At 69.1% G+C, this 21,543-nt stretch carries 16 protein-coding genes and 3 pseudogenes; 11 read left to right on the forward strand and 8 right to left on the reverse strand.

Annotated elements, in window-relative coordinates:
• Nucleotides 1-2: 2 nt before the first annotated feature.
• The 3 genes and pseudogenes from ABZV38_RS10095 to ABZV38_RS10105 all read right to left on the reverse strand — a co-directional run.
• Nucleotides 3-1,181 carry a S8 family serine peptidase gene (locus ABZV38_RS10095; protein ID WP_356326361.1) on the reverse strand — a complete coding sequence of 393 codons (1,179 nt, stop codon included), beginning with the start codon at nt 1,179-1,181 and terminating at the stop codon, nt 3-5.
• Nucleotides 1,182-1,249: 68 nt separating this feature from the next.
• Complete coding sequence (locus ABZV38_RS10100; protein WP_356326307.1) at nt 1,250-2,446, reverse strand: RNA-guided endonuclease TnpB family protein; 1,197 nt, start codon at nt 2,444-2,446, stop codon at nt 1,250-1,252.
• A gap of 139 nt (nt 2,447-2,585) precedes the next feature.
• Nucleotides 2,586-3,212 (reverse strand): annotated as a pseudogene (locus tag ABZV38_RS10105) (sugar ABC transporter permease); the annotation flags it as partial.
• A gap of 231 nt (nt 3,213-3,443) precedes the next feature.
• Between ABZV38_RS10105 and ABZV38_RS10110 the strand changes: the two are divergent.
• Complete coding sequence (locus tag ABZV38_RS10110) at nt 3,444-4,310, forward strand: aminoglycoside phosphotransferase family protein (protein WP_356326308.1); 867 nt, start codon at nt 3,444-3,446, stop codon at nt 4,308-4,310.
• Between the two features lie 53 nt (nt 4,311-4,363).
• Here ABZV38_RS10110 and ABZV38_RS10115 read toward each other — a convergent pair.
• Nucleotides 4,364-4,783, reverse strand: a pseudogene (locus ABZV38_RS10115) (3'-5' exonuclease); the annotation flags it as partial.
• A 26-nt stretch (nt 4,784-4,809) separates the two neighbouring features.
• On the opposite strand from ABZV38_RS10115, the gene ABZV38_RS10120 reads away from it, so the two are divergent.
• The 7 genes from ABZV38_RS10120 to ABZV38_RS10150 all read left to right on the forward strand — a co-directional run bounded on the left by ABZV38_RS10120 (nt 4,810) and on the right by ABZV38_RS10150 (nt 10,381).
• Nucleotides 4,810-5,313 (forward strand): Imm21 family immunity protein, encoded by a 504-nt coding sequence (locus ABZV38_RS10120; protein ID WP_356326309.1) that lies wholly within the window; start codon nt 4,810-4,812, stop codon nt 5,311-5,313.
• 185 nt (nt 5,314-5,498) lie between these two features.
• Complete coding sequence (locus ABZV38_RS10125) at nt 5,499-6,218, forward strand: DinB family protein (protein ID WP_356326310.1); 720 nt, start codon at nt 5,499-5,501, stop codon at nt 6,216-6,218.
• 148 nt (nt 6,219-6,366) lie between these two features.
• Nucleotides 6,367-7,125 (forward strand): transposase family protein, encoded by a 759-nt coding sequence (locus ABZV38_RS10130; protein ID WP_356326311.1) that lies wholly within the window; start codon nt 6,367-6,369, stop codon nt 7,123-7,125.
• 61 nt (nt 7,126-7,186) lie between these two features.
• The gene (locus ABZV38_RS10135; RefSeq protein ID WP_356326312.1) at nt 7,187-7,765 is read left to right on the forward strand and encodes a hypothetical protein; all 579 of its coding nucleotides are present in this window, start codon (nt 7,187-7,189) and stop codon (nt 7,763-7,765) included.
• A 67-nt stretch (nt 7,766-7,832) separates the two neighbouring features.
• Nucleotides 7,833-8,318 (forward strand): hypothetical protein, encoded by a 486-nt coding sequence (locus ABZV38_RS10140; RefSeq protein ID WP_356326313.1) that lies wholly within the window; start codon nt 7,833-7,835, stop codon nt 8,316-8,318.
• Nucleotides 8,305-8,712: a hypothetical protein gene (locus ABZV38_RS10145; protein ID WP_356326314.1), complete on the forward strand. Its 408-nt coding sequence runs from the start codon at nt 8,305-8,307 to the stop codon at nt 8,710-8,712. The genes ABZV38_RS10140 and ABZV38_RS10145 overlap by 14 nt, the downstream gene beginning before the upstream one ends.
• Before the next feature lie 169 nt (nt 8,713-8,881).
• Complete coding sequence (locus ABZV38_RS10150; RefSeq protein WP_356326315.1) at nt 8,882-10,381, forward strand: S1 RNA-binding domain-containing protein; 1,500 nt, start codon at nt 8,882-8,884, stop codon at nt 10,379-10,381.
• Nucleotides 10,382-10,390: 9 nt separating this feature from the next.
• On the opposite strand, the gene ABZV38_RS10155 is transcribed toward ABZV38_RS10150, so the two are convergent.
• The 3 genes and pseudogenes from ABZV38_RS10155 to ABZV38_RS10165 all read right to left on the reverse strand — a co-directional run bounded on the left by ABZV38_RS10155 (nt 10,391) and on the right by ABZV38_RS10165 (nt 12,816).
• A complete protein-coding gene (locus ABZV38_RS10155) occupies nt 10,391-11,104 on the reverse strand; it encodes a 3'-5' exonuclease (protein ID WP_356326316.1) in 714 nt (237 codons plus the stop codon).
• A gap of 86 nt (nt 11,105-11,190) precedes the next feature.
• Nucleotides 11,191-11,502 (reverse strand): annotated as a pseudogene (locus tag ABZV38_RS10160) (exonuclease domain-containing protein); the annotation flags it as partial.
• 81 nt (nt 11,503-11,583) lie between these two features.
• Nucleotides 11,584-12,816, reverse strand: coding sequence for an SAV2148 family HEPN domain-containing protein (locus ABZV38_RS10165; protein WP_356326317.1), 1,233 nt, complete (start codon nt 12,814-12,816; stop codon nt 11,584-11,586).
• Nucleotides 12,817-13,174: 358 nt separating this feature from the next.
• Between ABZV38_RS10165 and glgX the strand changes: the two genes are divergently transcribed.
• Together glgX and treY are read left to right on the forward strand one after the other, a co-directional pair.
• The gene (gene glgX, locus ABZV38_RS10170) at nt 13,175-15,352 is read left to right on the forward strand and encodes a glycogen debranching protein GlgX (protein ID WP_356326318.1); all 2,178 of its coding nucleotides are present in this window, start codon (nt 13,175-13,177) and stop codon (nt 15,350-15,352) included.
• A gap of 106 nt (nt 15,353-15,458) precedes the next feature.
• Nucleotides 15,459-17,858 carry a malto-oligosyltrehalose synthase gene (gene treY / locus ABZV38_RS10175; protein WP_356326319.1) on the forward strand — a complete coding sequence of 800 codons (2,400 nt, stop codon included), beginning with the start codon at nt 15,459-15,461 and terminating at the stop codon, nt 17,856-17,858.
• Here the strand turns inward: treY and ABZV38_RS10180 are convergent.
• Entirely contained in the window at nt 17,818-18,843 is a 1,026-nt protein-coding gene (locus tag ABZV38_RS10180; protein ID WP_356326320.1) for a cytochrome P450, read from the reverse strand. The genes treY and ABZV38_RS10180 overlap by 41 nt on opposite strands.
• Before the next feature lie 447 nt (nt 18,844-19,290).
• Here ABZV38_RS10180 and ABZV38_RS10185 point away from each other — a divergent pair, with 447 nt between their 5' ends.
• Complete coding sequence (locus tag ABZV38_RS10185) at nt 19,291-21,354, forward strand: SpoIIE family protein phosphatase (protein ID WP_356326322.1); 2,064 nt, start codon at nt 19,291-19,293, stop codon at nt 21,352-21,354.
• Nucleotides 21,355-21,543: the final 189 nt, after the last annotated feature.

Consider the following 21,543-nt stretch of genomic DNA (forward strand, 5'->3'; position numbering starts at 1 on the left):
TGCTACTCGACGATCTTCAGCAGCTTGTTCGGCGTTCCCTCGGTCGCGTTGGAGATCGCGTCGGGGGTGGCGCCGTCGGTGAGGGCCGTGGCGACCTCCGCCGGGGTGGCGTCCGGGTGTCCGGCGAGGTAGACGGCGGCGGCACCGACGACGTGCGGAGTAGCCATGGACGTACCGGAGATGGTGTTCGTCGCGTCGTCGCTGTCGTTCCAGGACGAGGTGATGTCCGAACCGGGGGCGTAGATGTCCAGGGCCGGGCCGTAGTTGGAGAACGACGACTGCTCGTCGTCCACCGTGGACGAGGCGACCGTGATGGCCTCCGGGACGCGGGCCGGGGAGCCCTCGCTCGCGTCGGCGGACTCGTTTCCTGCGGCCACCGCGAAGGTGACTCCGGAGGAGATGGCCTTCTGGACCGCTGCGTCGAGAGCCGGGTCGGCACTGCCGCCGAGGCTCATGTTGGCGACGGACGGGCCCTCGTGGTGCGCGGTGACCCAGTCGATGCCGGCGACGACCTGCTCGGTGGTGCCCGAGCCGGAGTCGTCGAGGACCCGGACGGCGACGATCTTCGCCTTCTTGGCGACGCCGAACGTCGCACCGGCTATGGTGCCGGCCACGTGGGTGCCGTGGCCGTTGCCGTCATCCGCGCTGTCGTCGTTGTCCACGGCGTCGTAGCCCGAGCTCGCCCGGCCCTCGAACTCCTTGTGCGTGACACGGACACCGGTGTCGATGACATACGCCGTGACGCCTTCGCCCGCGCTGTCCGGGTAGGTGTACGCATGGTCGCCCGCGGTCTCGGTCTGGTCGATCCGGTCGAGACCCCAGGACGGCGGGTTGTCCTGGGTGGCGTCGATGTGGAACTTCTTGTTCTGGACGACCTTGGAGACGGCCGGGTCGGCCGCGAGCTGCCTGGCCTCGGTCTGCGAAAGGCCGCTGGCGGAGAAGCCGTTGATGGCGGAGCTGTAAGTGCGCTTCAGCTTGCCGCCGTACTCCTTGGCGAGCTTCGCCTTGTCGGCCTTCTGGTCCAGCATCACGATGTAGCTGCCCGAGACGGCGGTCGCCGCGTCCGCACCGTAGACCGTTCCCATAGCGGGAGCGGGTGCGGCTCCGGCGTAGGACGTGCCCAGCAGGGCGACTCCGGCTACTGCGGCCACCGCGGTGATCGCGGTGATCGCCGCGGTCAGCTTGGTCCGGGGGGTGTGCGCTTGTGCATGGCCTTGACATCCTCCCCCTCGTGAACGAGGGGGATTCCTCACTTCGCAGTGAGGGGTTCCTGCTTCGCGGCAGGTTGCCCCGTCCGGGAGGACTCCCGTTGAGGTCTTACACCCGCTCCACAGGCTGTAACCGCCAGTCCGGCGGCCAGAATGTTGCATGCCGCGTTCACGTCGCGGTCATGCGTCGCACCGCAGCCGCACGTCCACTCGCGGACGTTCAGCGGCAGCTTGTCCTGGACGGTGCCGCATGCGGAGCACAGTTTGGTGGAGGGGAACCAGCGGTCGATGGCGACCAGGTTTCTGCCGTACCACGTGCACTTGTACTCCAGCATGGACCGCATGTCCGTCCAGGCCGCGTCCGAGATGGCGCGGGCCAGACTCTTGTTCTTGACCATGTTGCGGACGGTCAGGTCCTCGATCACGATCGTTTGGTTCTCACGAACGAGCCGAGTGGTGAGCTGGTGCAGGAAGTCCCGGCGCCGGTCGGCGATCCGGGCGTGCACCTTGGCGACCTTGATGCGGGCCTTGTCCCGGTTGCGGGAGCCCTTCTCCTTCTTCGCCAGGACCCGCTGGGCCTTGGCCAGGCGCGTGCGGTCCCGGCGTTCGTGCCGGGGGTTGGTGATCTTCTCGCCGGTGGACAGCGTCACCAAAGTGGTGATCCCCGCGTCGATGCCCACAGCGGTGTCCAGGGCCGGAAGGGGTCTGACGGATGCATCTTCGCACAGCATGGACACGAACCAGCGGCCCGCACTGTCCTGGGACACGGTCACCATGGACGGCTCCGCACCCTCGGGGAGAGGCCGGGACCACACGATCGCGAGTGGACTCTTCATCTTCGCGAGCGTCAGCGCACCGTCTCGGTAGGTGAACGCCGACTTGGTGTACTCCGCACAGCGGCGGTTCCTCTTCTTCGACTTGAACCGGGGGTACTTCGCCCGGCCCTCGAAGAAGTTCGAGAACGCCCCTTGCAGATGCCGCAGCGTCTGCTGCAACGGCACCGACGACACCTCGCAGAGAAAGGCCAGCTCCTCGGTCTTCTTCCACTGCGTCAGCATCGCCGACGTGGTGTTGTAGTTCACCCGTTCCTGACGCTGGAACCACGCCACCGTGCGGGCTTCCAACGCCAGGTTGTAGACCTTGCGCACACACCCGAACGTGCGCGACAGCTCCGCTGCCTGCTCGTTCGTCGGGTGGAAGCGGTACTTGAACGCCCGCTTCACCAGCTCGGTCTTCACATCTCACAAACTATCAGATCTGTTCGTGAGGTCAGAACGGATACGCACCTGGACTCCGCCGCTTCGCGGCTCCGGGCCAAGGATGCGTTTCCTCCCCGAGCTAAAGCACGGGGTATCCACGCAAGGAGTTCGGGATGAAATTGAGAGCGGTGATGGAGAGCGCGACCGGTCTGAGAGCCGGCCAGGTGACGGTACGGAACCGGCGCCAGGCGCCCGCGCCGTCCAGGGCGGCCGCTTCGTGGAGTTCGTGCGGGGTGTTCTGGAGCCCGGCCAGGAGTGCGACGGTGGTCTGCGGCATGCCCGCCCAGACACCGACGACGATCACGGCGGGCAGCCCGGTGGCCAGTCCGGTCAGCCAGTCCCGGCCGTCACCGAGCCCAAGATCGCGGATGGTCTCGTTGAGGACGCCCGCGTCCGGGTTGTAGACGAGCCGCCACATGATGCCGACGACGACTTCGGGCATGGCCCAGGGGATGATGGCGAGGGCCCGCGCCAGCCAGCGCATCCGCAGGTTCTGGTTGAGCAGGAGGGCGAGGCCCAGCGCGAGCAGGAACTGCGGGACGGTGACGCCGACCGCCCAGACCAGGCCGATCCGGAACGAGTCCCAGAACAGGGTGTCGTGGAGCAGATCCTGGAAGTTCAGCCCACCGACCCACTGGGTGGACCGGGTGCGGCCGGACTGGGCATCGGTGAACGCCAGCGCGACGCCGTAGAGTAGGGGGCCGACGCTGAGGATCAGGATCGGGATCAGGGCGGGCAGCACCAGGTGCCGGCGTTCCGGTTGATCCGCGGAGCCTGTCCGCCCTGTCGGGACCGCGGACTGCCGGGCGGACCATGCTGTCCGGACTGCACCGTTGCATTCGCCAACGTCATGAATTCGACCCCTTGCGTCATTGGATCGCTTTCACCCGGTTCTGGCCGCTCAGGTGGCCCTCGCCATGGTGCTGACGGGTCGTCGGTTCGTCAAGGTGGCCTGCACGGATGCGAAAATCGGACCATGAACGAGATGCGTGCGCGCGAGGTGCTGACCGCTGCCGGGCTGTCCGGCGAGGCCGAGCTGATCGCGCTGGGCGAGAACGCGGTGTTCGCTGTCGACGACCTGGTGGTCAAGGTCGGCCGGGACGCCGTACGGAACCCGGAACTGCGGAGCCGGGCCGAGCGCGAGGTGGCCGTCGCACAGTGGCTCGCCGCTTCGGGAATCCCCGTCGTGCGGGCGGCGGAGCCGGAGGCGCGGCTCGTCGAAGGACACCCGGTGACGGTCTGGCACCGGCTCCCCGACGCGGTGCGCCCCGCCGAACCGCGGGATCTGGCGCCGCTGCTCACCCTGGTCCACGCACTGCCCGCCCCGGACGGACTCGTACTGCCGCGGCGGGAGCTGCTCGGCGGGGTGGAGCGGTGGCTGCGGATCGCGGGCGACGCGATCGATCCGGCCGACGCCGCGTATCTGCGGGAGCGGCGGGACGGGTTCGCGGCAGCCGCGGCGGCATTGGTGCCGCATCTGCCGCCGGGGCCGATCCACGGTGATGCACTGCCGCGCAACGTCCATGTCGGTCCGGACGGGCCAGTGCTGGTGGACCTCGAGACATTCTCCGCGGATCTGCGCGAGCACGATCTGGTGGTCCTTGCGCTGTCCCGCGACCGGTACGGGCTGGCGGCGGAGGCGTATGACGCGTTCACCGCCGCGTACGGCTGGGACGTCCGGGAGTGGGACGGCTGCGCGGTGCTGAGGGGAGCCCGGGAGACGGCCAGCTGTGCGTGGGTCTCGCAGCATGCGCCGGGCAACCCGAAGGCGCTCGCGGAGTTCCGGCGCAGGGTTGCGTCCTTGCGTGACGGTGACCCCGAGGTGCGGTGGTATCCGTTCTAGTGGTGGGTGCCGGGGTCGTCCGGCGGCCGCTTCGTCCTCAATCTCCCGGGGATTCAGGTGGGGAGCTGTGCAGGTTCCCGCACGGGCCAGTGAGGGTCGATCACCGCGTCCGGCGTGCCCTTGCGGCGCAGGAAGGACTGGAAGTCGGACGCCCAGTCCGCGTACCAGGCGATCTGGCGCTCGTGCAGTGCGGCCGCCGTCAGTGCGGCCACCGAGCCGTGCCGTTCGGCTATCGCGTACGCCACGCGTGCCGCGGCCAGCGCGTCCGCGCCCGCGTCATGGGCGCCGCCGTGCACCACCCCGTACTCGACGCAGACCGCCTCAAGCGTCCGCTTGCCCTTGCGGTAGCGGTCGACCGCCCGGTCGATCGTGTACGGGTCGACGACCGGGCCGATCCCGCCGCCGTCGAGCCGGTCGCTCAGCGACGGCAGCCCGTGCCTGCGCAACTCCGCCGTCAGCAGCGTCAGATCGAAGTACGTCTCGATAGCAAGGAACTGGCATGAACAGCGACAACACCTGGGTGACCTCGGCCGGCGGCCCCTTGATCCTCATTCCCGAGTCTGTCTGCCACCACTGGGGCGGCGCCCCGCGCACCTACCCTGACGACGAAGGTGACTACGGACGCGCCTGCGCGGTCGACGGCTACGTGGGACTCATCGACGTTGGAGCCGCGCAGGCACTCGTCCTGGGCGACATGCCGGCCCGCACCACGTTCCTTCCCCAGTACGACGTCCTGGTCAGAGAAGTCGCTGGAGACGAAGATGACGCCGAGCTCCCTGCCCTGGTCGCCGACCTTCTGCCACGGGTCGAGTGGGAGGCGGGCCCCACCTGGACCATCAAGGAGCCGGTCGTCCTCTTCGACTCCGTCTACGAATCCACCGAGATCGCCACGGAGGAACACCTGCGCATCGACCTCCCAGCGGGCAACTACCTGGTCGACGCCGGATACATCGAAGTCCCCAGCGAGTACCTCATCATCGTCCGGCTCCGCCTCCAGCAGTGAGCCTTTTCCAACCTCAGCTTGAGCAGGTCACGTGGAGGTTGAGGACGGCCTGGACGAGTGCGGTGATGCGGGAGGTGCTGCACCGCTTCGTGGGCAAGGAAATCGGTCGCGCCCCGTGAGGTGGGTCGTTAACCTCTGCCGGAGCGCAGTGAGGTACGACACACGACCGCGAAGGGGAGCCGTTCATGGAGATCGAGGGCGTACGGACCGACCGGCTGGGCCTGCTGCTCGACCAGTTCGACAAGGCCAGGGAGATGGCTGGGGTGCGGCTGGCGGGGCTCGGCGACGAGGAGTATCTGTGGGAGCCGGTGCCCGGCTGCTGGTCGCTCCGGCGGCGCGCCGAGGCGACGACGCCGCGGGCGTTCGGGCCAGGCGAGTGGTTGCTGGACCTGGGCGCCGCGGACATCCCGGCGAGCGAGTACGCGGAGGTCGCCCGGCAGGCGGCCGGCGGCATGTCGGTGGAGAAGATCGCCGAGGACTGGAGCGTGACCGTCGAGCGGGTCGAGCAGATCTTGGCCCACACCGGCGAGCCGGAGCCGGACGAGACGCCGGTCACGACCATCGCATGGCGGCTGGGCCACCTGCACTACGAGTTCGCGGGCAACTGGGAGTGGACCTTCGGCGAACGGCGGCAGGACCCGAAGCAGATGATCGACTTCTCCCCCTCGGCGGCCTTGACCCTGGAGCGCTTCTGGCCGGTGATCGACCGCTGGCGCGCCGACGTCGGCGCCCTCACCGAGGACCAGCTCGACACGGTCGGCCTCTCGCAGTACCCGTACGGCTCCGACCCCGAGGAACCGTTCATTTCCGTGCTGTGGGGGGCCAACCTCGAATTCATCCACCACATGGCCGAGATCGCGTTGCTCCGCGACCTGTCGCGGGCCCGCTTCACCACTCCTCGGTAGGCCCGGGCGCGCCATGGCGTTACCGATCCACACACCGATGAGCGGTTCGTAACCTGCCGCGTGAGCTTGGCAGTTGAGTTGAAAGTGCAGCGAAGCCCCTGGTAGACGGGTTCTCGACCAAGATCACTGTGTCCACCAGGAGCTCCGCGTGCTTGTCTACCCGTCGTCTATCGATCTGTCCAACCGCACCTTGCGCTACCTGACCAGGCAACTCGTCGTGCGGCGCCGTGAGATAGGCACTCGTTGGCGGCGTCTGCCGGCCGGCTGTCAGGCCCGGCTCGCCCTGGCTCACCTGCGCCGCGGTGACACCTACACGCAGCTCGCCGCGGGCTTCGGTATCGGCGTCGCGACGGTCTACCGGTACATACGTGAGGCCGTCGAGGTGCTCTCCGCCCTCGCTCCCACGCTGGAACAGGCGATGAATACCGCACGGCGGAAGGCATTTGTGATCCTGGACGGCACCCTGCTCCCCATGGACCGCATCGCCGCCGATCGGCCGTACTACTCCGGGAAACACAAGCGTCACGGCATGAACGTCCAGGTGCTGACCGACCCCTTCGGGCGGATCATCTGGGTCTCGCCGGCCCTGCCCGGGGCCACCCATGACCTGACCGCCACACGTGCGCACGGCCTCGTCGAGGCCCTGGACGAGGCCGGGTTGGAGTGCTGGGCCGACCGCGCATACCAGGGTGCCGGTCGACACATCCGGGTTCCGATCCGGGGCCGGAAACTCAAGCGGTGGCAACGGCGTCACAACACCACCCACGCCCAGATCCGGTGCGTCGGCGAACAGGCCATGGCCGCCCTGAAGAACTGGCGCCTCCTGCGCAAGATCCGGTGCAGCACCAACCGCATCACCGACCTCGTCCGAGCCGTCCTCGCTCTTCACCTTGTGGCGTCAGCGTGAGCTTGAAAAAGGCTCAGTGACCAGGCCCAACCATGCTTTCTGAAAAGGAACTTGACTTCTCATGACGTTCACCGATCACCTGGAACGTCTGACAGCGGAGGCCATCGCCGCCATCCCCGCTGCTGAGGCACCCGACGTCTATGCACTCTCCTTCTTCATCGACAACGAGGGCGGCGATTCGCGCCGGCCCGTCCTGACCGTCGGCTACAACACGGAAACTCAAGTCGACCGCACTCTTCACAACGCCAGCGATCCGGCGGAAGCCCGCTGGAACTACGCCTTCTGGCTCCAGAACGAACTCACTGTGGTCGGCGACCGAAACAGCGATCCCGCCGGCGCTGCCGCACGCGAAGAGTGGATCAGGCAGCTCGGACTTTGGTACGAGGAGCCTGTCGACGGAGCCGACTGGGTGAGCTCGGTCGGGGCGCTCGCCGCGCAAATCGAGGGCCGGTTCAACCAAGCATGCTGCCAGCTCGCCCGAAGCCTCCACGCGACCGGCTTCATCGAACGACATGTCGGTCGACCCGTGCCGGTGCTCGTCCACGAACTGGAGTACTACGAAGGCATCGCCCGCCGGACCGAGAGCGCCAACCCCACCGGACTCGCAGATGATTTCACCGCTTGGGTCCGCAGTGGCTGAGGCATTCGGACAGTTCCAATACCCGACTCCACCATTAGGTACTTCCTCCTCTGGATTCCGCGCGGAAGTGGCTGCTGAGGAGGCGCTGGTCCGCTTGGCGGACGTCGTGGAGCGTTATGAGGATTTCAAGGCAGGCATACGCTCGACCTCCCCAGGCGGACCACGGACCGACAACGAGTTCGCGCGAGTACAGCAAGAGCTCCAGGACTTCCCAGGCAGGGTGGTCGATGAGCGGCGCCTGCACGCCATGCTCAAAGCTTCCGCGCGCACACTGCACATTGGAACGCTCAACGACTGCTACTACCAGCCCGAGACTGCCCTGTGCCGCACGGCGAGCGGCGAGGACCGACCGCTGCTCAACAGCTGCCGTCCCGATCGCTGTGGGAACTCGACCACCACGACCCGGCATCGCAGTGGGTGGGAAGCGGTACGCGGAGACACCGAGCGCGCACTGGCCTTCGTGGGACTCTCCGATCTCCAGCGAACGGCTCTGCGAGGCCACCTCAGGGACATCACCAAAGTGATCGAGGGTATCGACCGTGCCAACCACTGACCCGACCGAAACAGCCCTCCGAGCGGCCTGCGAACGCCTGCTCCTCGGAGAGCCCACCCGTAGTGACGGTTCCCTGACCGTCGCCTCTCTCGCCGTCGAGGCCGGTGTCAGCAGAGCGAGCGCCTACCGGCACCCGCATGTTCTGGCAGAGTTCCGAAACCTCGTATCCAATCGAGAGGATGCGGCCGTAGCCTCAGCCTCCCTCCGGCAGGAGGTCCAGGCCCTCAAGACAGCCGAGCGCCGGCTCCGCCAAGAGCATGCGCGCGAGGTGCGGGAGCTACGCTCCTCGATCAACGTCCTCGCACAGCAGGTTCAGCTCCTCACGCTGGAGAATCAGCGTCTCTCCAGGGCGGCCGACGGAAGCGATCGCGTCGCGCGCATTAATCGCCGCTGATCTATTCGGCCTGATGGGCACGGTATCCCGCTTGCAGAAGGTGATCTCGATGGCCATCCTCGAAGGTGGCGAGGCAGATCGGCGGTGTTGTGATGGCCCGTCCCGCCCTACGCTCCCGATCACGAGATCGACCGCTGAGCGAGCATCGCCAACGACCCCGGGGAGCAATGTGCCGCCTTTCGTCTACAGGATCACCAAGTACGACCCTGCCGACCGCGACGGACACGGCAGCTACATAGGCGCCGAGGACACGATCAGCGACCACGGACCGGTCGAGGCGGCCTACCTGCAGGCGATTGCCGCCTTCGCCGAGGACACCGGCATCGATCGCCTGGCCATTCGCGAGCCGGGGGTCGCCGGCCTTGCCCACTTCGGCCTGGAGCCGGAGACCGACGGCCATGGCCTTGTCGGGCTCTTCCCACCCGGCCTCAGCGGGTTCCACGATGGTGCGGAAGTGCCCCTCTCCGTCGGTCTGGAGCTGGTCCGGGTCATGCTCCGCGACAACGGCGCCCGGTGCTGCCTGGAGGTGGAGGACGTGTTCACCTTGCGCGTCGGATGGGACCAGTACGTCTACGTCAGCAGCTACAAGCCCTGCGAGGGAGCCCTTTCTCGCACCCGGGCGCTCGGGCTCTTCCCGGAACGGTTGGAGACCTCGCCCTACGATGCGGACTCCGAAGAACCCGGCGTACAGCGGGCCGCCGACGAGGACTTCTGGGCCCGTCTGCGCTGGTCCATCGCCGTGCGGCAGGCAGCGATATTGGAGGAGGGATACCTCTACAACGCCTCCCGCTGGCACCGCCTCACCGAAGACACCCTCGATGCGGTACGAGCCCGGCTCACGCCCCGTGCCCAGTTGACCGTCTGGCCGGATCTGTCCACCGACGTCGATGCGGTTCTCGCCACACTGCCCGACGACGGCTCGGTAGAAGTCGTCTGGGAGGACGAGAACGGGCTGATCACCAGCACGATCGCCGACGAGTCCGAGTACCCGGAACTGGCCGCCCTGGTGGCAGGTGCCCGTGCCGCTACCGCCCTGTCCTTGACCCTCGACGAACGCCACCCGCTGTTCACCGCGGTCCTGCCCGACAGCGACGGCGTCCTGCGCGCGCGGTGGAGGACCGAGCCGACGCCGAGCGACCGGAACTGGGCCTTCCTTAAGACTCTCCACCGTGGGCAAATCTGCACTGGCACGGTCACGGAGATCGCCAGCTTCGGTGTGACCTTTGTGGACATCGGCGGCTTTACCACGATGATCAACATTCCGGAGCTGTCCTGGCGCCGTTTCAATCACCCCTCCGACGTCGTGAGTGTCGGCCAAAGGATCTCGGCCGAGATCCTCGACGTCGACCTCGTGAGGGAGCGCGTGTCGCTGTCCCTGAAGGCATTGCAAGAGGACCCGATGCCGCAGTTCATACAGCAGGTCGGCCAGATCACGAATGGCGTCGTGACCAAACTCGTACCGTTCGGCGCCTTCGTCCGTATCGAAGACAGAGAGGACGGCCTCGAAGGCCTGGTGCACCTCACCGAGCTGACCGAAGGACACGTGGACCGACTCGAGGACGTGGTCCAGGTCGGAGACACCCTCACCGTGAAGATTGTGGACGTCGACCTTCCACGGCGTCGGATCGCCCTCTCCCACCTGCTGGCTCTCATGCCCGGAGAACGCTGACCAGCGCAGTCATCGCCTCCGGGGGATGAGCGGCCAGGCCGGCTCGACGACTGCCGTCGGATCCGCGGTACGCCGCAGATAGGCCTGCAAAGAGACCGACTGTTCGGCCGCCGCACGCACCTGAAGGTCCTGCAGATCCGCCAATGGCATCACCCCGACGGGCTGATGCTTCTCACCCATACGACGCACTACCCGGGCGGCAGCCACGGCGTCCGCTCTCGCATCGTGCGCGTCATCGAGCGACACCCCGTAGTGAGCACACAGCGCGTGGAGGGCCCGCTTACCCTTCCGGTACTTGTCGACATGCTTGTCGATCACCAATGGATCGATGACGGGCGAAGGTACGCTGCCCAGCCGCTCGCTGATCGACTCGACCTCGTACCGCCGACACTCGCGGTCCAGCAGTGACAGGTCGTAGCGTGCGTTCATCACCACCAGAGGCGTCCCAAGACGCAGCCCATCGGCGACGGCCCGCGTGATCTCCTCGATAGCGGAAGCAGCCGGTACCCCGTGCTCGCGGGCATGTTCCGTCGAGATGCCATGGATCGCCGACGCCTGCTCGGGTATGGCCACCCCGGGATTCAGCAGCCAGGTCCGTTCAGCCGAGACGGCACCGGCCGAATCCAGGCGCACGACCGCCGCCGTCACGATGCGGTCGGTCTCGACGTCGGTGCCCGTGGTCTCCAAGTCGAAGGCCACCAACGGCCCGCTGATCCAGCTCATCACGTGGCCCGAATTCCGGCATGGGCCGCCAGCCGGCGCCGTGCTTCGCCATGCGACACCTGAGACGCGACTTGGGTGCGTGGATAAAAGGCCGCGTTGTACGCGACGACCGGCACCCCCTGGCGCCAGTAGCCCGCGAGCGTCTCGGCGATCTCGTCCGCCACCTCGCGCGCCGGCCGGCCCTCCGCCGATGCTCGCTCACTGCTGATGCCGTGGATCGCCGAGGCCTGTGCGGGGATCCGGATCCCCGGATCCGCCAGCCAGGTGCGCTGCCGCACCGGCTCCCCGTCCCTGCCGTCGACGCCGACGACCGCAGCCGTCACGATCCGGGCCTCCAGCGGGTCCGTGCCCGTCGTCTCCAGGTCGAAGCCGACCAGCGCCTCCCGGTGCCAGCTCATCCCGTACCTCCTTCGTGGTGCTCTCCCCCAGGTGATGACCACCCTGCCATGCGCCACTGACAACGGTCTCGGGCGGTTGGCTCAGGAGACGGGGCGGGAGTCCGTCCACACGGACTCGAACTCCTCGCGGTACGTCTCGAACAGCCCGTGCTCGTTGTCCTGCCCCGCCCGGACCACCGCCCGGCCTCCGCCCCGCAGCACCAGCACCGGCGCCTCCATGCCGCGTGCGCGCCGCAGATACGGCTGGACGACGCCCACCGCGTCCGCCCCGTCGCCGTCCACCAGATAGGCCGTGAAGCGCGGCGTCTCGTCGAAGACATGGATCTCGAAGGCGCCCGGATCGCGGAGCTTGGAGCGGACCCGCCGCATATGGAGGATGTTCATCTCCACGGACCGGCTCAGCTCGCCCTTCTTGAGGCCCAGTTCGCGCTCGCGGCGCTTGACCGCGCTGCTCGCCGGGTTGATGAAGAGCAGCCGGATCCGGCAGCCCGATTCGGCCAGCCGGACGAGCCTGCGGCCCGAGAAGTTCTGCACCAGCAGATTGAGGCCTATGCCGATTGCGTCGAGGCGGCGCGAGCCGCCGAAGAGGTCCTCGGCGGGGAGCTGGCGCTGCAGCCGGACCCGGTCCGAGTGGACGGAGACCACATCCGCGTATCGGTCGCCGACCAGTTCCTCGACGGCGTCGACCGGGAGCCGGTCGGCGGACGGGACCGCGGCGCCGCTCCCGAGGATCTCCAGGAGCCGCGCCGAGGCCCGCTCGGCCTGGGCGAGGACCGCTTCGTTCAGTGCGCGGTTGCGGGAGACCACATTGCGGGCGACCTCCAGCTCGTCGAGCGCCAGCTCGACCTCGCGTCGGTCGTCGAAGTACGGCTCGAAGCACGGCCAGTGCTGGATCATCAGCTCCCGCAGCTGCGGGAGCGTGAGGAAGCTGAGCACATTGTCGTCGGCCGGGTCGAGCAGATAGCCCTTGCGGCGGGAGACCTCGCGCACCGCGACGGCGCGCTGCACCCATTCCTGCCCGGCGGGCCCCGCGGCGGCGACCACCCATTCGTCGCCGTGCACCGGCTCGTAGATGGGCCGCAGCACCGCGGCGACCACGGCGCGCAGCCGCTGTTCCACGAGATTCAGCCAGATGTAGGCCCGCCCGGCGCGCTGGGCCCGGGTCCGGACCTCGCTCCACGCGTCCGCGCCCCAGTCCAGTTCGGCGCCGATCTCCATGGGCTGCGCGAGCGATACCGCCCCTGGCCGGGCGTCGACGGATTCCCCCTCGTGACCTGGGTCACCTGGGGGCAGCTCGAACCCTCCCGAGCTCACCCGCGCACCGCCTTCCGCTCCCCCACCAATGATCAAGGAAGGGTACTCCGGGAGCGGGAGCCGGTGCAGCCGGATGCACAGGCTCCTTTCTCAACTCTCCCATGCGTAAAGCCCGTTCCCGGCGCCGAGATCAGCCGGAGTGAGCGGATTCATAGCGGTTGGGCACCCTGTCAGGTGCCGCATACCGGACGTGTGCCCCGGTCAGGTTCTCGGATTCCGGTTCCGGGCGACATGGAGAGGACCGATGTTGACAGGACCGGGCGACGTCCTAGGCGCGGGGCACTCTTTCGGGGAGGATCTGGCCGGGTCGGTCCCAAGTGCCCCCAGCACCCGGATCAGAAGTGGAAGAGTCATATCTATGCAGGTCTGGCCGGGACAGGCGTATCCCCTCGGTGCCACGTACGACGGCGTCGGCACCAACTTCGCGGTCTTCTCGGAGGCCGCCAACAGAATCGAGTTGTGCCTGCTGCACGACGACGGTTCCGAGACGGCGGTGGAGCTGAGAGAGACCGATGCCTTCGTCCGCCATGCCTATCTGCCCGGGGTGATGCCCGGTCAGCGGTACGGGTTCCGGGTGCACGGGCCGTACGAGCCGCAGCGCGGAGCCCGCTGCAACTCGGCGAAGCTGCTGCTCGATCCGTACGCGCGGGCGGTCTCCGGACAGATCCGGTGGGGTGAGGCGGTGTACGGCTATCCGTTCGGCCGCCCCGACGCGCGCAACGATCTCGACTCGGCGCCGCACACCATGACGTCGGTGGTGGTCAACCCGTACTTCGACTGGGGCGACGACCGGCGACCCCGTACGGACTACCACCGCACGGTGATCTACGAGGCCCATGTGAAGGGCCTGACGATGCTCCATCCGGGGCTGCCGAAGGAGCTGCGCGGCACCTATGCGGCGCTGGCCCACCCGGAGGTCATCGCACATCTGACGGAGCTCGGTGTCACTGCGATCGAGCTGATGCCGGTGCACCAGTTCGTCCAGGACCACCGGCTGGCGGACGCGGGGCTCGCCAACTACTGGGGCTACAACACCATCGGCTTCTTCGCCCCGCACAACGCGTACGCCTCCCGCGGCGACCGCGGTGAACAGGTGAGCGAGTTCAAGCAGGCGGTACGGGCGCTGCATCAGGCGGGCATCGAGGTCATCCTCGACGTCGTCTACAACCACACGGCGGAGGGCAACCATCTGGGGCCGACACTCTCGTTCCGGGGACTGGACAACGCCTCGTACTACCGGCTCGCGGACGACCAGCGGTACTACATGGACACCACAGGCACCGGCAACTCGCTGCTGATGCGGTCGCCGCACGTGCTCCAGCTGATCATGGACTCGCTGCGGTACTGGGTGACCGAGATGCATGTGGACGGTTTCCGCTTCGATCTGGCGGCCACGTTGGCCCGGCAGTTCCACGAGGTGGACCGGCTGTCGTCGTTCTTCGACCTGGTGCAGCAGGACCCGGTGGTCAGCCAGGTGAAGCTGATCGCCGAGCCGTGGGATGTGGGCGAGGGCGGCTACCAGGTGGGGAACTTCCCGCCGTTGTGGACCGAGTGGAACGGCAAGTACCGGGACACCGTGCGCGACCTGTGGCGCGGCGAGCCGCGGACCCTCGCCGAATTCGCGGGGCGGCTGACCGGCTCCTCGGACCTCTACCAGGACGACGGCCGGCGGCCGCTCGCCTCGATCAACTTCACCACCTGCCACGACGGGTTCACGCTGCACGACCTGGTCTCGTACAACGACAAGCACAACGACGCGAACGGCGAGGGCAACCGGGACGGCGAGAGCCACAACCGGTCGTGGAACTGCGGTGTGGAGGGCGAGACGGACCAGCCGGAGGTGCTGGAGCTGCGCGAGCGGCAGATGCGGAACTTCGTCGCCACACTGATGGTGTCGCAGGGGGTGCCGATGCTGAGTCACGGCGACGAGTTCGCCCGCACCCAGTGCGGCAACAACAACGCGTACTGCCAGGACAGCGAGCTGTCGTGGGTGCACTGGCCGGAGGCGCGCAAGGCCGGTGCCCAGGACGAGGAGGGGGACGGGACCGAGGACGACGGCGGGGCGGGCTCCGTCTCCGCCAGCAGTCTCCTGGAGTTCACCCGGGCGATGGTCTGGCTCCGTCGCGACCACCCGGTCTTCCGGCGCCGCCGGTTCTTCCACGGGCGGCCGGTGGAGGGCACGCACGACGAGCTGTCCGACATCGCCTGGTTCACGCCCGAGGGCAGTGAGATGACACAGCGGGACTGGCAGGCGGCGCACGCCAAGGCGCTGACGGTCTTTCTGAACGGACACGCGATCTCCGAGCCGGGGCCGCGCGGTGAGCGGATCTCCGACGACTCGTTCCTGCTGATGTTCAACGCGAGCGCCGACACGCTGGAGTTCGCCGTTCCGGTGAACCATGGGCGGCAGTGGTCGATCGTGGTCGACACGGCCAGCCCGGACGGGGTACGGCCGGGGGCGGGGCCGAAGGTGGCGGCGGGTGAGCGGGTGACGTTGGTGGGGCGGAGCATGGCGGTGCTGCAGCGCCCGGCCTAGGGGCAGCATTGGCAGGAGTGCCCGGCCGTCTGTGGTGACCGCTCGTCCGGATGGATAGGGCGGGTGCAGTGTCACAGTCGGCGTCAGGCTGGGTACGTACGTTCGTATGACGCCCACCGCCACGTACCGGCTTCAGCTCCAGCCCGACTTCCCGTTCTCGGCCGCCGGGCACGCGGTGCCGTACCTCGCCGCGCTCGGCGTCTCCCATCTGCATCTGTCCCCGGTTCTCGAAGCCGTGCCCGGATCCACACACGGTTATGACGTCGTCGACCACAGCCGCGTCCGGGCCGAGCTCGGCGGTGAGGAGGGGCTGCGGCAGCTGGCGCGCACGGCGCGGGAGCACGGGCTCGGGCTGGTGCTGGACATCGTGCCGAACCATATGGCCGCTGTCCCCCGGCACAACCGCGCGCTGTGGGAGGTCCTGCGCGAGGGCCCCGGGTCCCCGTACGCCCGCTGGTTCGACATCGACTGGGCGGCGGGCGGCGGCAGGGTCCTGCTGCCGGTGCTCGGCGGCCGGATCGGCGACGAGAGGGACCGGTTCCGGGTCGACGGGGAGGTGCTGCGCTACGGCGAGCAGGAGTTCCCGCTCCGGGCCGGCACCGCCGGTCTGCCGCTGACGAAGCTGCTGGATGCCCAGCACTACCGGCTCGGCTGGTGGCGGCTGGCCCGTACCGAGCTGAACTACCGGCGGTTCTTCACCATCTCCGACCTCATCGGGGTGCGGGTCGAGGACCCCGAGGTCTTCGCCGCCACCCACGACAAGATCCTCGAACTGATCCGGGACGGTGTGGTCGACGGGCTGCGCATCGACCATCCGGACGGACTCGCCGACCCTGCCTCCTATCTGGAGCGGCTCGGCGAGGCGACCGGCGGGCGGTGGACGGTCGTGGAGAAGATCCTCACCGGCAACGAGCCGCTGCCGGCGGGCTGGGCCGTCGCCGGGACGACCGGGTACGACGCGCTGCACCGGGTCGGCGGGCTGTTCACCGACCCGGTGGGCGCCGCCGAGCTGCTCGGCAGGTACCGGGAGTTCGCGAGTCCGGCCGGGGACCGCGGTGGCTACTGGGCGGCGACGGTCCGCCGGGCCGCGTACCGGGTGGTGACGCATGAACTGGCCGCCGAGACCGAACACCTGACCAGGCTCGCCGTACGCATCTGCGCCGAGGACCCCGCGCTGCGCGACCACGCCCCCTGGGCGCTGCGCACCGCCGTGCGCGAACTGCTCGTCCGGGTTCCGGTCTACCGTCCGTACGTCACGGCGGGCGGGCCCTGCACGGCGGCGGCGGAGGCGACGCTGCCGGACATGGCCGTACGGGAGGCGAGGGCGGTGTTCTCCGTGCCACAGGAGGCGACGGCCGTCGATGTGGTGCGTGAGCTGGCGCTCGGGCGGCTCGGTGACGGGCCGGACCGGGCGGCGTTCTGTGCCCGGTTCGCACAGACCGCCTCCGCGCTGCGGGCCAAGTCGGTCGAGGACACGGCGTTCTACCGGTACGCACCGCTGATCTCGGCGACCGAGGTGGGCGGTGATCCCGGGTCCCCGGCGGTGGCCCCGGAGGAGTTCCATGCGTTCTGTGCCCGGCTGGCGCGCGACTGGCCCGCCACCGGCACGGCGCTGACGACCCATGACACCAAGCGCAGTGCGGATGTGCGGGCCCGGATCGCGGTGCTGTCGGAGTGCCCGGAGCAGTGGTCGGAGCTGCTGGCGGAGCTGGGGCAGGTCGCCCCGACGGCAGCCGCACCCGATCCACAGCTGGCCTGGCAGGCCTGGCAGACGGCGTTCGGCTGCGCGGGGCTGCCGGCCGCGGAGAGGGCGGGGCGGCTCGCATCCGCACTGCTGAAGGCGGTTCGGGAGGCGGGCCTGTTCACCAGCTGGACCGAGCCCGATCCGGTGTACGAGCGGGCGGTGACGGATTTCGTCGCGGCGGGGCCGGCCGCCGGAACCGGACCGGCGCGGGCGGTGCTGGAGCGGTTCGCGGCCGCGCTCGAACCGTTCGCGCAGGCCAACATCGCCGGCGCGGCGCTGGTGCAGCTGACGATGCCGGGGGTGCCGGACCTGTACCAGGGGACGGAGCAGGAGTACGCCGCGCTGGTCGATCCGGACAACCGGCAGCCGTTCCGGCGGCCGCCCGAGGACGGGCCCGTCGGTGAGAAGGCCGCGCTCACGGTGGCGGCGCTCCGGCTGCGGCGCGAGCGGCCGGAGCTCTTCGGCGCATCGGGGACGTACACCCCGCTGACCGCGCAGGGGCCGGCGGCCGCGCACTGTCTCGCCTTCTGCCGCTCGGGCGAGGTGGTCACGGCGGTGACCCGGCTGTCGCTGCGGCTGGCCGGGGCGGGCGGCTGGCGCGGGACGGAGCTGACGCTGCCGGACGACGGTACGTGGACCGATCTGCTCACGCCGGGCCGGGAGTTCTCCGGGGGTGCCGTCGCGGTGGCCGAGCTGTTCGCCGAGCGGCCGGCGGCACTGCTCAGCCGGGTCGGACGAGAAGGGTCCGCGGACCGCGGGTGATCAGGCCGGTGCCGGCCGGTCGGAACCCGTCCGCCCAGCGCAGCCGGGGCATGGCGTCGAGCAGGGCGCCCAGCCCCTGCTCGGCCTCCAGTCGGCCGAGCGGAACGGCCGGGCAGGACTCCGGTCCTGCGGTGGACGTGCCCTGGTCGCGGCGGAAGGGGTCGAAGAGGTCGGGTGAGGCGTACCGCTCCGGATCGCGGCCCGCCGCGCCGATCAGGCAGGCGACGGGCGCACCGGCGGGGAGGGTGCCGCCGCTGACCCGGACCTCGGCGACGGTGCGGCGCAGCACGACCTGCACGGGAGGGTCGCGACGCAGCGATTCGGTCCAGGCGCGGTGGGCGAGAGCGGGTTCGACGCGCAGGGCGGCCAGGAGGTCGGGGGCGTCCAGCAGATTGGCGAGGAACGAGGCGAGCGCGGTTGCGCGGAGGCCGGTCTGCCGGGCGCAGGGGGCGGTGGCGGCGCTATGGGGCAGCCCGCCCGGATCCGGGTACGCACCGGCGCCGACGGGCAACCAGCGGCAGAACTCCTGGACGAGGTCCGCCTGTTGCCGCCCGGCTATGCGGCGGGCGAGGACGTAGGCGGTCCGCTCGACGCGCTCGGTGAGGTGACGGGGCGCGGTCGCTGCCGCCCGCGCGATGTCCTGCGGCCGGGGCAGGCAGAGCCGACTGCCGTGGCAGAGCCCGCGCGGCGCGGGTCCGCCGCGGGGCGCCCCGTCGTGCGGGAAGCCGGTGAACCGCGGGTCGGTGAGGGCGGTGGCCACATCGGCGTGCCGGCTGAGCAGCCAGGCGCCGAGGGGGGCGTCGTAGCTGAGCGGGTACTCCTCGCGCAGCACGCGGTAGAGCCGGTACGGATCGTGCGCGGCGCCGGGGGCGAGGAGGCTCGGGCCGGTGCCGGGCCGGGCGACGCGGCGGCCGAGGCCTGCTGCGGGCAGGGGCGCGGGCACAGGCGTGGGCACGGGTATACCGTCGGGGGCATCAGCCGGCATCCGCACCCCCTGGATCGGTGCGCCGCGGTACGGCGCGGATGAATTCAGGGGACCATCGCGGCGCACTCACTGCAGTGGCGGTGCGGCCATTCGGGTGAGAGCAGGGGCGGGGAGCGGCCACCGAAGTACTCCGTCTGCCGCAGACTCACCGCTCACTCCCTCCGGAGCCGTGTGCGCAGGTTCGAATCCTGCCGGGGGCACTCGCCGGTCAGCCAGCAAAAATCTGCTCTGACCAGGGCGAATGCCGACATGAGAGAGCGGGATTCAGTCTCACTGGGTCCCGCTCTTTCTCGTTGTCTCTCGGTGTTCGCGACACACCTCCGACACACTCGGATGACGGCCCGAGCCGAGCAGGCAGGCCGGCCACCCAGAGCCCTGACGTGCGACACGTCTCGCGAAGCGAGGGAGCGAGACAAGGAGCAGGCTGGATGGTGGAGGTGTGTTGCCGTGGCGCACAACGAAGCCATCTCGCCCGTCGAGGGTGCTGCAGTGCTGGAAGCTCTGTTCGACCAGTCCCCTACAGGCCTGCTGATCTTGGACACGGAGCTGCGAATCCTACGAATCCACTTCACCCGGCCGGTTCTGCACGAAGCGCCCCCTGAACAGATCACAGGCCGACACATCACCGACGAATACGACCTTTCCGCACCCGGAGAGGTCGAGGCGATGCTGCACGGCGTGCTGGAGAGCGGCGCGCCCGTACGGGGGCGACTGGTGGGGGTGCGTCCGAAGCGCGCGCCGGGGCCGGAGTACCTGTTCTCCGTCTCGGCATCTCGCCTGGAGGACTCGCACGGGAGGATCTGGGGGGTGCTGGCGGAGATGCTCGATGTCACCGAACGCGAAAAGGTACGCGCCCGCCTGCGCGTCCTCGGCTCGGTGCGCGAGCACGTAGGACAGACCCTCGACGTGGTGGCCACCTGCGAGGAACTGGTGCAGGCGGTGGTGCCCGACCTCGCCGACATCGCCGTGGTGGAAGTGGTGGACGCCGTGATACGCGGCGAAGACCCTCCGCCGAGCCCTCTGGGACGGGAGGTGCCGCTGCGCCGTGCCGCCTTCGGCCACAGCGGCGGCAAGGAGCAGATTCAGGCACATCCGGTGGGTGACGTGCGCGCTCTGCCGTGCCCGACGCCTTACGCCCAGACGCTGGCCGACCTCAAGCCCCGCCTCATCGCCCTGGGACCCGACACGCCCTGGCTGGCAGCCGTCCCGCCGCGCGCCGAGGCGATCCGCGCATCCGGTACCCACAGCCTGATCACTACACCCCTGACGCTGCGTGGAACCGTGCTCGGCCTGATGAGCCTCTACCGCACTGACCGGAGCGACCTCTACGACGAGGACGATGTCACCCTCGCCCTCGCACTGGCCGCTCACACCGCGTTGTGCATCGACAACGCCCGCCGCTACACCCGCGAACACACCATCGCCTCGACAGTCCAGCGCCATCTGTTGCCTCCCCGCCCGGCGTCGCGGACCACGGTGGAAACGGCGCACCTGCACGTGCCTTCCCAGGCGGGCGGAGGCAGCGGGTACGACACCTTCGCCCTGTCCGGCGCCCGCACCGCACTGGTGGTCGGCGAATGCGCCAGCCAAGGCATCCACGCGGCCACCACCATGGGACAGCTACGGACCGCCCACCACTCCCTGGCCACACTCGACCTGGAACCCGACGAACTCCTCGCACGCCTCAACGACACCACCATAAAACTGGCCCAGGAACGCGCAGCTCTGCCGACCGGAGACCCCATGCACCGGCAGCCACTCACGGCAAGCTGCGCGTACGCGGTCTACGACCCGCTCGCCCAGACCTGCACCATCGCCCTGGCCGGCCACCCCCCACCCGTCATCGCCCATCCCGACGGGAGGACCGAGATCCCCCACCTGCCGAGCGGACCCCCTCTCGGCAGTCCCGAGGGACCCCCCTTCGCCGCCACCACGATCTCCGTCGCCGACGGCAGCGTCCTCGCCTTCTACACCGCATCCCTCCTGCACACCTCCCCGTCCCCGGATACCCTCCAACGGGTGCTGGCCCACCCTGACCGGCCACTGCAGGATCTATGCGATGACGTGCTCTACCAGCTGCGGACCGACACCCCCCACGGCGACGTCATCCTGCTCCTCGCCCGCACCCACACACTCCCCGCCGACCAGGTCGCCACGTGGCATCTCGACCAACACCCCAAAGCCGTCTCCACGGCGCGCACCCACGCCCAACACCAGCTCACCCTTTGGGGAGTAGACGAGGAAACCGCCTACACCACCGAAATGATCGTCAGCGAACTGGTCACCAACGCCGTCCGCTACGGCACCCCGCCTCTGCGGCTGCAGCTCATCAAAGACCGCACACTCACCTGCGAGGTCCACGACGGCAATCCCCTCGCGCCGCGGTTGCGCCACGCCAAGACCATCGACGAAGGCGGGCGCGGCCTTTTCATCGTCGCCCAACTCGCGCAGAACTGGGGCGTCCGCTACTCCCCCGACGGCAAGACGGTCTGGGCCGAGCAGATTCTCTAACCCAATCCAGCCTCGTCACCGTCACGACCGCATGCGGGTCGTCCCGGCCAGGACCCGTTGGACGGGCCGGGTGCCGGTGCGAAGGCTCTGGCACGCCCACTCTCCCTGCGGAACCGAAGAGCAGCAGGCGTAGCCCGTTCCCACAGGCGAGACCTACTCATTGACATGCCGCGCTCCGCGGTCAGGACG

It is taken from the genome of Streptomyces sp. NPDC005181 (genome assembly GCF_040608395.1).
Classification (GTDB): Bacteria; Actinomycetota; Actinomycetes; order Streptomycetales; family Streptomycetaceae; genus Streptomyces.